This window comes from Dyella sp. NPDC103356 (assembly GCF_055584465.1).
Genome location: NZ_JBVJLZ010000008.1, coordinates 188,136 through 201,068, shown reverse-complemented (window position 1 = coordinate 201,068; position 12,933 = coordinate 188,136). Strand labels below are relative to the sequence as shown.

Genomic DNA, 12,933 nt, shown 5'->3' with positions numbered 1-12,933 from the left:
TGCCAACACCGCCGCCAATTCCCATCCCCTGCTCGACGCGAATCAGAACCGTACTGACAAAGCCGCAGTCAGATTCTGGTCGACGGTACGTTGACTACCGGCCTGACCCGTATAGCTCAGCGAAAACACCGCATCGGGCGCCAGGGTGAAATCCAGGCCGGCGTCGAGCACACCGACATTGCGACTCACGACCAGACCATTCAGATTGTAGTAGTTGCCGCCAGCACGGAACGCCAGCGCGTGATCGACGTCCACGTCGCCCATAGCATGACGCCAACCGATGCCGGCTCGCGCATTCACCGATACGTTGCCCAGTTGAAAGCTGTCGGCGACGAAGTGCACGCCAAGGGTGGAATACGTCACATCGGCTTCATGGCTGCGGCCCAGGAGCGCTGCCGGGCTGCCGGATTCGTGGAACGACTCGAAGTTCTGCCGCACCTGGGCAAGCTGCAGATAAGGCTGCCATGTACTGCCGCCCCAACGCACGCCATAGCCGAGCTCGCCAAAGACCTGCGCGGTGTCCCCATAGTAGTCCGTGCCAACGTGCGCTGTGGCCAGCCCTGGAACCTGCACGAACCTGTCGGTGGAAATATCGTGGCGCACATAAGCCGCGCCGAGCTTGAGGGTGAGCGCTCCCCACTGGGTGCCGGCGTAAGCACCGTAAGTGGTGTCGTGAGTGCTGGCGGTGGAATCGCGGCTGTCGGCGGTGAGCGTCGAGTGGTCGTAACCGAACAACAGGCCTACGCGCCAGCTATTGTGGAAGATCAGCGTATCGACGCCGCCCATCACACCGCCCATGTCACGCGTGATTGCGCCGGCGTTGCCGTTGTTACCTTGCTGGCTCCAGCCACCGGTGGCCTGCCCCCAAAAATGACTGCCATCGGCACAGCCGGCCGCGCAGGAGAGCCTCGCAAACGACATGTCTCGGGCAAAATGGCTGTCTTCGATCATCTGCGTGCCGACGGCGGCATGGATCTCGCCAGACAGACGGTCATATCCGGCGCGTGCGCTGGCCGGGTCGGTGGGCCATTGGCTTTGCAGGGACGTCCGCAGCGGGCTACGCGCAGGCAGCGACTGCAAGGCGGTGGCAACCGCTACTTGATTGGGCGAGCCGGAAGCAACGAAAGGCTGGCTCTGCGCGATCGCCGCCGAGAAGGGTGTAACGGCCGCCAACGCGGCTCCAATGACCAGCACGTACCCGACGCGTCGTCCGGCAGAATGTATGGATGGCTGATCGTGCTGGGTAGCAGCTCCCAGCGTGCCGAAATTACGATTGCGGATAAGCATGCATGGATCTCGATAATCACCACCGGGCGTGGCAACTACCAAGTATCTTCACCGCACTGCAAATTTATGTGTTCGTGGGCCACGATCTCTCCGCTTATGCGTTAGAGATGCGCAGTGGCACACATTTACTTCAGCACACACTTTGCGTGCCAACCTGCTCGTATCATCGATGAAGCGTTTAGCTGAATGCTTGATCTGTTGATCAGTCCACAAATTTTGCTTTTGGGCGACGAGCAAGCTACTGCGGTTCACACACATGCACATACACACAGATGTCATGTCCGCCAGCGCGGTATGACATCTGTATGTAGCAGGCATACAAACCATGGCCTTGGCGGGCGCTCAAGCCATCCGCATTCTTGGCCACTTCAGATACGTCAGCCCACGCCAGAACCATTCCACCGGGCCAAAGCGGAAGTGCCGGAACCACCAATGGCTGAATAGCAGCTGCGCCAGGTAGAACAATACGGCGGCGAGCATGTTCCACGCGGGACCTACACGCCCGTATAAGCCCGAGACAATGCCGCTGTAAAACGTCACGAAGAAAATCGATTGCGTAAGGTAATTGGTCAATGCCATGCGCCCCACCGGGGCGAGCCACAGGACACGCGCCCGCCATCGCGGATGCTGAAACAGCAGCGCCAGCCCGGTTGCGTAGCCGCAACTCGCCAAGGGCATGCTGACAAGATTTGCCAGTCTCAAGATCAAGGTCAATATCGTCTGGGATTGGTCCGGGCTGACAAGATGATGCGCGACCACGCAAACCATCTGCGTCGTCAATCCCAATGACAACGTCCATGCGCAGATGCGCCGCAGTGTTGATTTTCGCTCGGGCAACGCCTGAACCCATCCCTTGCGCCAAACATACAGGCCCATCAGGAAGAGAGGCAGGCTGAGTGCCACCGTGAACGGTGCGGACGATATCCACTGACGCCACATCTGGCCGTTCTCGTGCACAAGACCGCCCAGATTGGCATGCGCATAAAGAGCGACGATCTGCTGCGCCTTCGTCAGGTCCGGTGGCGCACCGGTACCGGCAAATCCATCAATATGGAGCCGGCTGGCTATCCAGCGCCCGATCGCGAGCAGGAGTGACAGTGTCCACAAGCATACGCCCCAGGTCAGCACCGTCTTTGGCGTTGCCTTGCGGAACCAGAACAGGAGGAAACCGGTACAGGCATAAGGCAGCAGGATGTCGCCATCCCAGATCACGAAGCCATGGATGAATCCAAACAACGCCAATGCGCCCAGCCGTCGCAAATAGAACCATGGAAAGCCTGAGCTACGCGCCTGGGAACGCGTCATTTGAATGGCGAAACCAAGCCCGAAGAGAAAGGCAAATAGCGTATATGCCTTTCCTGAGATAAACACATCCAATAACGCCTGTACCCAGACGTCGTACCATGATGGAAAAACCTTTTCCGTGGCATCGTAAAGCATCAAGGGCAAGTTGAAGGCGCGCATATTGGCCGCCAGTACGCCAAACAGCGCAAAACCGCGCAGCGCGTCGACGAGAACGAGGCGCTCATCGTCCAATACGGGACCCGCGCTTTTCGAGATTGAAATACTTGCGATTACGCCGGCTTCCTCTTTCTTATTCACACAACCCCCCTGGCATTGAATCCGACAATTAGCCGGTCGGACGATACACCGTTGGGTTGATTCGTATAAGTGGAGAATGTCGTGAGTGCCAGCCAGTCTTTGGTCCATGGCAGATGCCACAAGAGTCGCCTCCGGCATTCCCAAATGCCAGATCGACCTTTTCGATCAGGCGCTTGCTCATGCCTTTGCGACATGCATCACGATCTCCCCTGGCACTGCGGTGCTTCCATAGACAACGTTGTCATTTCCCTTCGATACTCGAAGGCACCAGTGCTGTTGTACCCCCCATACACGTAGTTACGGACGTGGATGCGTCAAGCCGTGTCTCCGTGACCGGGAGGGATATCGTTGTCAAACCGCCAGCGTTATTTAGCCCATACGGAGGTAGCCCCATGAGTCAGAAAAGTTTGCCGAAGTGGCCCGTCATGCCACTGAGCGCGATAAGCACAGCGATGGGCGCGGTGCTGTCCACCACCTTATTGACGATGGCGCCGATGCAAATGGCGCAGGCGCAATCGGCGCCGGCATGCGCAACACCATGGAGTGCATCGACGATCTATACCGGTGGGCAGCAAGCGAGCGAAAACGGCGTCAATTACGTGGCCAACTGGTGGACGCAGGGCAATGACCCGGCGACTAACAACGGCGGCTCCGGTAGCGGTCAGCCATGGACCCAGGTGAGCACCTGCGGCTCGTCGGGTTCACCGCCTCCGCCACCCCCGCCGCCTCCGCCGCCCGCACCACCCGCACCACCCGCGTCGGGAGGCAGTACCACCGGCACGATCAATTTCCATCTGCTGCTTGGCGCGGGGTCTGCACAGGATCAACTCCCTCTGACAGGCGACAATTACACCGACCTGATCATGTCCAACATCGTCGCCGGCGTTATGTACGGCCACCTGGTACAGGAGTACTACCCCGGCATCCAGTTCAATAAGGACTACACCTACGGCTCGATCCTGGCGCAGCTGCTGCAGGAAAATATTGCCACTCAATACTACGTCAGCTCCAGCACGCTAATTGATCCTTCGCCCAATCAAGCCGCGGTAATGAGCGTTGGACAGGGCGGTCCATACCAGATCAACAACTACGCCGCCGATATGGTGTCCGGGACCTATACACCGGCCGGCCATTCGCTGATCAACTACATCGCGATCCAGAAGAACATCGGTTACACCATGGCTACGGCGGCCACGCAGTACAGCAAACCCACGCCCGCGTCATTCAACAACAAGTACTACGGCCCGATGTTGACGGCGTACTTCCACTACAACGACTTCGTGGCCTTGATTGTCACGGGCACCGGGCCGGGCGGCTGGACCACGCCGTGGCAGCCGGCTTTCAATAACGCACTGACGAACTTCAAGACGCTACCGAACAACTTCTTCGATGTCTTGTTGAACGTGGCCTACAACCAGGGCTACTACGGCGGCCTGGTAGGCAGCTATAGCAGTCTGGGGGCAACGGCTACCGCCTCGACCGTGGCTTCGGTGGATTCGTACAGTTCGGTGTGGGGCGTGCAAGACACGTATCGGCAGTATCCCTATCAGGTTCGCTACTACCTGGACCAGATGTACGACAAGCCGATTCCGACCACGAGCGCCACCAATCTGACCACGCCCACCAACCACGTGAGTTTCAATATCGCGTCGTTGCAGGGGGTGTTTTCGAATGTGTTCCAGACACTGGCCTATGTGAACAAGTCGGGCACTTCGGTCTACATCTCGGCAGCGCAGGCGCAGACAGCGTTCACTACCGCACTGAGTCAGGCAGGCGTTGCCAGCACGGCGACACTGGATCTGAGCAACACAGCAGACCGGGCGAAGATATTCAGCCTGCTGGAGTATGCCATCGGCAACCTGGAGACCAGTTTGGGCATGCCGTTCAACGCAACTACTGCCTCGCAACTTTAAAGCCAGCGGAAACCGGGACATCGACTGCAAAGTCGATGTCCCGGTTGGGTCGCATAGGGCAGACTGAAGGTAAATATCGGGCCAAGGAGCAAGCAAATTAATGCTCATCGTTCTCTTCGACCATCAGTCGAAAGACGCAACCTGGCATTAACGGTGGGATTCGGTCAAAAATAAAGAATTCGGCCCTTCGCCCCAAAAGGATTCTCCGTGGCATCTCTCAAGTCGAGGACGTTCGTTGCGCTGCTCCTTTTGCTCTGCGGATCAGCATCAATCACGCACGCCGCTAACAAGATGCAACCGTGCGAACCGTTGCCTGGCTTCGAAAGCACAGCGGGCGCGAAGGTGGTCATCATGGGTGATCTGCACGGCACCATAGAACCACCTGCCAGCTTCGGGCGTGCCGCGTGCATCTTTTCCAAGGAACTGGGAACGCGGCGAGGCGTTATAGGGCTTGAACTTCCGGACAGCTTCAATCGCTACTTTGCAGACGTACGACCGGCCACGCTCGATACAGCTTGGCACCAGGCTCAGCTGGACCCGTTCTGGAATGAATTCCGAGATGGGAGGCACAGCGCCGATATGCTTGGCATGGTGCGGAACTTATTGATGCTGACCGCACAGTCGCAAGGCCGCCTGAAACTTGTCGCCCTGGAACGGCAACCGATCGATCAGCTCGGTGCCGAATTCTTCGTCGAGTCGATGAAAGCATTCCGCGCAGATCGTGGCTTGGTATTCATTGGCAATGCTCATGCAAGGATGCTTCCTATGCCTGGGATGAACGTTGTTCCTTTCGCCAAGAATGTCGATGCTGCTGGATATCGCGTTATTTCGCTGGACGTGCATGCCGGCAGCGGCAAAGGATGGCGCTGCACTTCACGATGCGAGGCCGTTGACTGGTTTCCCATGCCAGAAGCCGGCGGACTGAATGTGGTCGTTGACACATCTTCCCCATCGCAGGCTTGGCACGGCTATTACTACATTCCATCGCTTCACCTATCGCATTCGGTGCATCCGAATTCGGGAGGCCCGGAATCTCCTTAGCAAGTGTCCGCCGGCTATACAAGGCGGACAAAAAGTGCGTAGTGCGGCAGAGGGTATCGCTCGGGTAGCATTAACATTGTAGGCGCTCGATTCACACTAGATATTCTCAACGATGTAGTCCCGCAGCCACCGATGCGCCGGATCGCGATGTGAGCGCTCATGCCAGAGCATCGCCATTTCGTAACCCACCACCTCGATCGGCGCCTCGACGACACGTAACCCGGGGCCGTCACGGAGCAGACGCTCGGGCAGCATCGCCACCAGATCGGTTCGCTCCACGACCGACCTGACAAACATGAAATGCGGCACGGACAGCACGACCCGACGCGCCAAGCCCGCCTTGGCCAGCGCATCATCAGTCCCACCGTGAAATCCCCCGCCATCGGGCGAAACGATCACATGTTCGAGCTCGCAGAATTGTCGAAGCGTCGGCCGTCGCTTCAATCGCGGATGCCCCGAACGACCCACTAGCACGTAGCGCTCGGCGAACAGCACACGCTGGCGCAAACCTGGCGGGGCATCGTCGCGCGTGTGAAAGGCCAGATCGATGTCGCCCTGCTCCGCCTGTCGCGCGATACGCGACGGCGTGAGCGCCAGGACAGCCAGACTCGTCCCCGGCGCCGCCGCGCGCAAGCCGGCCAGCACAGGCAACACGATCGTGGCCTCGCTGTAATCGGAGGCAACCACGCGCCATGTGCGATCCGAACCCGAGGGATCGAAGGGGCCGGAAGGCGCGACCGCGAGCTCCAATGCCTCCAGGGCCATGCGTAGCGGCTCGCGCAAGGCATCGGCTCGTGCCGTCGGCCGCATGCCTCTGGGCCCTGGCAGCAATAACGGGTCACCGAATATCTCGCGCAACTTGGCCAGATGCACGCTGATCGACGGCTGAGAGAAATTCAGCCGCTGCGCCGCCCGGGTGACATTGTGTTCGGCAAGCAAAGCATCGAGGGTGACCAACAGATTGAGGTCGAGCCGCCGTAAATTATTCACGACTATACCTATAATTTTGATAATTAATTTCTAATATACCTCGCGGGCGCCTAAGGTGTCGTCATGTGCCACAGAGACCCCGCCATGAACGTACTTATCGTCTTTGCCCATCCAGAACCTCGCTCCCTGAACGGCTCGCTCAAGGATTTCACGATCAAACGCCTGCAAGATGCCGGTCACACCGTGCAGGTCTCAGACCTTTATGCGATGCAATGGAAGGCCGCGCTCGACGCCAATGACAATACCGGCCGCGATGCGAGGGAACGTTTCTATCCCGACCGCGATTCCAAACATGCCTATGCGAGCGGGCAGCAAAGCGCGGATATCGAGCGCGAGCAGGAAAAGCTGCGCTGGGCAGATGCCGTGATCCTGCAGTTCCCGCTGTGGTGGTTCTCGATGCCGGCAATCCTCAAGGGCTGGTTCGAGCGCGTCTATGCTTACGGCTTCGGCTACGGCGTGGGCGAGCATTCCGATGTGCGCTGGGGCGATCGCTATGGCGAAGGCATGCTCGCGGGTAAACGCGCGATGCTGGTCATCACAACCGGCGGCTGGGAGTCCCATTACGGCCCGCGCGGCATCAATGGGCCTATCGACGATCTTCTGTTTCCGATTCAGCACGGGATGCTTTACTACCCTGGCTTCGACGTCCTACCGCCCTTCGTCACCTATCGGGCACGCGGCATCAGCGAAGCGCAGTTCGACGCTATATGCGAAGCACTGGGGCAGCGACTGGATGACCTATGGACTACGCCACCGATTGCCTATCGGCCGCAGAATGCGGGTGCGTATGAGATTCCTTCGCTCACGCTGAAACCGGAGTTGTCGCCGGGACAGACCAGCTTTGCGATGCACGTCGCCCAGTCGCCTTCAGATTCATTTGACTTCAAAGGCGAAACGAAACACGACCGCGTATCGGTCGAAGAGCACGTGACCTGACTTGTAGTCTGACGCCCCACCCATTCACCCACGCTGCGGAACAAATCCAGGCATGCCGGTCTCCACGACGGCATTCAACCGAACACTCGTGGTGATGCGACTTTGTATTTCCTGCATGGCCTCTTCGGGCAGTGCGGAAATATCGAAGTTTTCCCTGATATGCGCGGGATTGGTCGATGTAGTCAGAAAGGCTGTCCCACGCTGCACCGCCCAAGCGAGCGCGACCTGTGCCGGCATTTTCTCGACACGCTGAGCAATGGCCTTGATCACCGGATCATCCGGTATCCTCGGCTCCATACCGTGGCCCAACGGCGCAAAGGCAAGTAGCACGATGCCATGTTGCTTGCAGAAGTCGAGCAGCTCCCATTCGGGAAGATAAGGATGGCTTTCGACCTGCACCACGGCAGGCTTGATGCGAGCAACCGCGACGATTTCCCTCAGCTTTTCCAGGGTGATATCGGAGAGCCCAATGGATCTGCACTTGCCTTCATCCACGAGGCTTTCCATCGCCTGCCAGGTCTCGATCAGCGTGACTCCCGCGTCATAGGCCGGCTCACCACGTCCGTCCTTGGGGTACTGCTCGTCGCCAGGCCGGAAGGCAAAAGGTGTATGGATCAAATAGGCATCGAGATAGTCGAGCTGAAGACGACGGAGGCTTGCTTCGAGCGCAGGCTTGACCCGTTCGGGACGGTGATTGTTGTTCCATAGCTTCGAGCTGACGAACAGCTCCTCTCGCGCCACGGCTCCAGCCTCGAATGCCTCCCGCATCGCGACGCCGACCACGTCTTCGTTGCCGTAAAGCTCCGCGCAATCGAGATGCCTGAACCCCACTTCCAACGCCACCTTGATCGCCTGCCTGGCGGCAACGCCGTCACGAATCAACGTACCGAACCCGACAGCCGGGATCGATCCGACGCCGTGGGCGAGCGGGATTCTTGTGTCACGAAAACGCTCGGGGGAATGCATGGCTGTGTCTTCCTGATGGATAAAGCACGAACTGCACGCGAGTTGCATTTTGTACTGACTCGCATAATATTCACCAGAACGACGACAGGTCAATATTTTTATGCAGCCCGGAACAAAAAAAGACGATGCCTTGAGAAAAGCCCGTGGACGGCCACGTGCCTACGAGCCCGAGACCGCTCTTCGACAGGCCAAGGAAGCATTCTGGAAGACGGGCTATTCCGGCACGTCGCTCGACGACATCTCCGCCGCGACCGGCATGAACCGGCCCAGCCTTCGGGCGGCGTTTGGTGACAAGCATGAGATCTACATCAGGGCGCTGAGCGACTATTGGGAGCTCAAATTTGCAATGATGCGCAAGGCATTCGAGCGTGGTGGGACGTTGCCCGAGACCTTGAAGAGGGTATACGACGCGGCACTATCGATTTATTTCTCTGGTGACGATCAGGTGCGCGGCTGCTTCGTGGTCGGCACGGCCATTACCGAAGCCCCTGGCGATCCTGAGATCCAGGCCATCGTCGCGAAGGGCTTTCAAGCGCTCGACGCCGATTTCGAGGCGCGCTTCAAACAGGCGCGTACGGCAGGCGAATTGGAGCAGAGCGCCGACCCCAAGGCGCTCGCCCTGCTCGCCTCCGCTACGATGCATACGCTAGCCATTCGTGCTCGCACCGGCAGCTCACGCAACGAACTAAGGAAGCTCGCGCACAAGGCGGTGAGCGTGATCTGTAGCTGACCACCGGTGCGATCGACCATGAAGATCAAGTCTGATGCCCAGCCTGCTTCGACCGGCGAACTCCCCGACATCATTGGCGGAGATCTCAAAGTGCTTTTCTGCGGGATCAACCCGGGCCTGTCGGCGGCCGCGTCAGGACATCACTTCGTCGGACGAAATAATCGATTCTGGCGCGTTATTCATCTCGCCGGCTTTACCCCTGAGGAAATTCAGCCGCAGGAAGACCACACGATTCTCAGCTACGGCTATGGACTGACGTCGGTGGTGAGGCGCCCCACGGCCCGTGCGGACCAGTTGCTGCCAGGAGAATTCACCGCCGCCGCCGCCGAGTTTGAACGGAAAGTCGCGCATTACGCGCCGCGTCTTATCGCGTTTCTAGGCAAGATGGCGTACTCGGAGCTGTCCCGCCAACGAGATATTGCCTGGGGACTGCAACCGACTCGCATGCGGGACGCAGCCATTTGGGTTCTACCCAATCCCAGCGGGAGAAACCGCGCGTTTACCCTCGATGACCTGGTCGAGGCGTACCGCCAGCTTTATCTATTCATCGAAGGCAAAGAGCAGAGCATGATCTTGTAGGAGCGGCTTCAACCGCGATCCGCGCTTGCGTCACGGCTTGTCGCACCTGCGGCCGAACACGCTCCGCAAGGCAGTTGCCTCCAGGCTTGAAAACGGCCGGTCACTCCATGCTGCATGGCGCCGAGTTCCTCGTCCGCCTTCGCTGCGGTCTCGCGATCCCCTGCAAGTCGAGCAGCCTCGCTTAGCCCGACCAAGGAGGCCGCGCGCTTCGGATAGCGCAGCAGCGCCCACTGAAAAGCCCGCATGGCACTCTGTGGATGCCCTGCCCTCAGGTAGACCTCTCCCAACAGCTCGGCTGATGGCTTTACGGGAGCGGGCGGGCCATAGCCTACGGGTAGCTTTTCCTCGTCACCGACCGCGGCTTGAAGCTGACTTATCGCATCTTCCACTTTTCCATCGGCGAGAAGTTGCAGGGCTTCAAGCTGGGCCTGCATGATCTGCGCCGGCTTGATGCTCGCCGCGTAGGAGCCCGTAAAAAACGAATCATGGTGATGGCCTGCATCGGCCTTACCGGCTTCGTCCTGCGTAGCATGCCGAGTCTTCTCGATGAACTCTCCAATATCGTCAATAGCCCGCCTCACTTGTTCGGGCCGCTTTTGCCGTACCGCGGCCAGACCCGTGGCAAACATGCTGTTCGCGGGCGCCGTGAGTTCCACACCTTGCAGGTCGATGGACTCGATGCCCTTCAAATCCGCGGAGGTACCGACATCTTGCCAATTGGGCGCGTTGACGATGTAGCTGGCGCGCATCATCGCGAAGTACCACTTGACCATCGGGTCCGGGTTCACCGCATAGATTTTCGCCATGGTCTTGAGGCTATCCATCGCCCTGGCTGTCTGTCCCTGTTGGAGGTAGCCGTACTCGAGCCACTGCAGCGTATGGAGCCCGTGGATGTCATAACCGCCAGGCCCCAGGTTATCGCGCCGGACGCGATCGAGGCTGGCGACCCATGAGGCTTCATTGACGCGGACAAATTCCTTCCACATACCAAGGTCGAGGTAGATGTGCGAAGGCATGTGCAGCGCATGCGCCGAATCAGGGGCAACTACTCCATATCTATCGGCCGCCTGTCGCCCCAGTAAGGCGTATCTGGGATCGTCGTAACAATGAACCAGATAATGCAATACGCCCGGGTGGTTCGGGTTGCGGCTATAGACTCGCTCCAGGACGTCAGACGCCTTTACATTGACCGCAAAATTCTCATTCTCGGCCTTGGTACCAAGGATGGCCAAGCCATAAAAACTGGCCACCTCATCGTCATTCGGGTACTGAATATAAAGCTGGCGCATCGCCTCCGCATAGGCCGCATCACGCTGCGCTTTGTCTCCATCGCCGTAAAGCAACCTCACTGCCGCGATGAGGCCCTTTTCGCGCGGCGTCAGGCTCGTTGCATGCGCCTTGTCGAGATCGGCCAAGGCATGCCGCGCCGATTCCAGATCCTGCTCACCCCAAAGCGGGTGATTGTAAGACATCGCCAAGCCCCAATACGCCAAGGCGAAGTCGGGATGGGCTTTGACGATATCGCCGAATGTCTTGACCGCATCTTCGTATTCGAAGTTGTGCAGCAATTCGACACCGGTCAAGAAAGTCGTTTGCGCGCCAGCCGGCCCGGACGTCGGAAAAACCAACGGAACCCGCTTTGCCTGTGCCGGTGGCGAAGCATCCCGGCACCAAGAGGTTGCCGAGAAGGTGAGAAAAACCAGGATGATCGCCATGGCGCGTGCCATAAGTTTCCACCGACTAATCATGACGCCTCCGCGAGAGCGTATTCATAACCATCAGAGAAAAACCATGTAACGGATGTCCCGCACTGCATCGAGCTACTTCAATGCTGGATAGCCTTTGTCTACCGCCGAGTTCTCCAGCTGATAGATGCGCTGGTGATAAGTCTGAGCATCGATCACCACAAAATCCTTGAGCTTCATTTCGTCCAGAGCCCAACGCAAGTCGGCATCTCCCGGATGTGTCACGACGTCCTTGATGGCCGCCCGCATCTTGTCGATCGTCTTGTCGTCAGTCCGCGCGCTGGTGATCAAGGGAAGCCCCGGAGAAACAGGAGTGTTGGTTAACACCCGCGTCTTTGCCGCGAGCTCGGGATAATCGCGCTTGATCAGGTCGTAGCTCACGCTGTCGATGGCTGCCACGTCGATCTGTCCGTCAGCGACCATGCGAACGCTCTTCATATGGCCGCCCGTCGTTATCACTGACGCGAAAATCCCCTGTTTGAGTTCGTTCGCCGGAAAACTGGCCGCCACCGCAGCGCGGAAGGCATTCATCCCGCTATTCGAACCCATCTCGTTCACACCAGCCTTCTTTCCCTTCAAGTCCGCCAGGGTTTTGTAGGGTGTATCGGCCTTTACGATGATCACGCTACGGTATTCCCCGGGAGCAAGACCATCATTGGTCGTATAGACCAGGGTGCCGACAATCTTGACCCCGCGCTGCATGAGCGTGTGCGTATACGGATAGCCGCAGGTTTGCGACAAAAGGAGATGCTCGTCCTGCCATTGGTCGGCCAGATCGCCGTTCGTTCGTTCGAGCGCCATCGGCGCAACCACGCCCTGGGAGGCTAGTTTCTCTCTTAATCTGTTCCAGAAGATATTGTCGGCCTTCTTCATGGCGTCCGACACTTCATACATGGGCAGAGATACCACGGCACCATGGGTTCCATCAGACACCTTGGCCTGCTCCTGTGCCTGGATACTTGTCGCAACTGCGGCAAATACCACACATGCCATTGCCGTATGGATGGATTTGCGCCAGGTTTTTCCGGCTCCGCAAAGCAGCTTATCCATGACATCCTCCTGCCAAAGAAGAGCATTTGCCGATAGCGCCGGAAAGCGATGTGACCTTAGCCGCTATCTACCGATATCACGAGTCACGACAACC

11 protein-coding genes are annotated in these 12,933 nt (G+C 58.5%); 5 read left to right on the top strand and 6 right to left on the bottom strand.

The features are described from left to right. Positions 1 to 42: 42 nt before the first annotated feature. On the bottom strand, positions 43 to 1,287 hold the full coding sequence (locus tag ACZ6WW_RS18575; RefSeq protein WP_465275500.1) for an autotransporter outer membrane beta-barrel domain-containing protein: 1,245 nt from the start codon (positions 1,285 to 1,287) through the stop codon (positions 43 to 45). Between the two features lie 342 nt (positions 1,288 to 1,629). Beyond that, positions 1,630 to 2,997 carry a DUF418 domain-containing protein gene (locus ACZ6WW_RS18570; RefSeq protein WP_465275499.1) on the bottom strand — a complete coding sequence of 456 codons (1,368 nt, stop codon included), beginning with the start codon at positions 2,995 to 2,997 and terminating at the stop codon, positions 1,630 to 1,632. 284 nt (positions 2,998 to 3,281) lie between these two features. Between ACZ6WW_RS18570 and ACZ6WW_RS18565 the strand changes: the two genes are divergently transcribed. Both ACZ6WW_RS18565 and ACZ6WW_RS18560 read left to right on the top strand, forming a co-directional pair. Continuing rightward, positions 3,282 to 4,802 carry a carbohydrate-binding protein gene (locus ACZ6WW_RS18565; RefSeq protein WP_465275498.1) on the top strand — a complete coding sequence of 507 codons (1,521 nt, stop codon included), beginning with the start codon at positions 3,282 to 3,284 and terminating at the stop codon, positions 4,800 to 4,802. 351 nt (positions 4,803 to 5,153) lie between these two features. Then, entirely contained in the window at positions 5,154 to 5,843 is a 690-nt protein-coding gene (locus tag ACZ6WW_RS18560; RefSeq protein WP_465275497.1) for a hypothetical protein, read from the top strand. A 96-nt stretch (positions 5,844 to 5,939) separates the two neighbouring features. Here ACZ6WW_RS18560 and ACZ6WW_RS18555 read toward each other — a convergent pair whose 3' ends face one another. Next, positions 5,940 to 6,833 (bottom strand): LysR family transcriptional regulator, encoded by an 894-nt coding sequence (locus tag ACZ6WW_RS18555; RefSeq protein WP_465275496.1) that lies wholly within the window; start codon positions 6,831 to 6,833, stop codon positions 5,940 to 5,942. Positions 6,834 to 6,917: 84 nt separating this feature from the next. Here ACZ6WW_RS18555 and ACZ6WW_RS18550 point away from each other — a divergent pair, with 84 nt between their 5' ends. Next, the gene (locus ACZ6WW_RS18550; protein ID WP_465275495.1) at positions 6,918 to 7,769 is read left to right on the top strand and encodes an NAD(P)H-dependent oxidoreductase; all 852 of its coding nucleotides are present in this window, start codon (positions 6,918 to 6,920) and stop codon (positions 7,767 to 7,769) included. A gap of 24 nt (positions 7,770 to 7,793) precedes the next feature. Here the strand turns inward: ACZ6WW_RS18550 and ACZ6WW_RS18545 are convergent, their stop codons facing one another. Beyond that, positions 7,794 to 8,735 (bottom strand): aldo/keto reductase, encoded by a 942-nt coding sequence (locus ACZ6WW_RS18545; protein ID WP_465275494.1) that lies wholly within the window; start codon positions 8,733 to 8,735, stop codon positions 7,794 to 7,796. 100 nt (positions 8,736 to 8,835) lie between these two features. Here ACZ6WW_RS18545 and ACZ6WW_RS18540 point away from each other — a divergent pair, with 100 nt between their 5' ends. After that, positions 8,836 to 9,465: a TetR/AcrR family transcriptional regulator gene (locus ACZ6WW_RS18540; RefSeq protein ID WP_465275493.1), complete on the top strand. Its 630-nt coding sequence runs from the start codon at positions 8,836 to 8,838 to the stop codon at positions 9,463 to 9,465. A gap of 18 nt (positions 9,466 to 9,483) precedes the next feature. Continuing rightward, positions 9,484 to 10,044, top strand: a complete 561-nt coding sequence (gene mug, locus ACZ6WW_RS18535) for a G/U mismatch-specific DNA glycosylase (RefSeq protein WP_465275492.1) — start codon at positions 9,484 to 9,486, stop codon at positions 10,042 to 10,044. 8 nt (positions 10,045 to 10,052) lie between these two features. On the opposite strand, the gene ACZ6WW_RS18530 is transcribed toward mug, so the two are convergent. Then, on the bottom strand, positions 10,053 to 11,759 hold the full coding sequence (locus ACZ6WW_RS18530; protein ID WP_465275491.1) for a tetratricopeptide repeat protein: 1,707 nt from the start codon (positions 11,757 to 11,759) through the stop codon (positions 10,053 to 10,055). Positions 11,760 to 11,864: 105 nt separating this feature from the next. Then, entirely contained in the window at positions 11,865 to 12,839 is a 975-nt protein-coding gene (locus tag ACZ6WW_RS18525; protein WP_465275490.1) for a phosphate/phosphite/phosphonate ABC transporter substrate-binding protein, read from the bottom strand. Between the last annotated feature and the right edge of the window lie 94 nt (positions 12,840 to 12,933).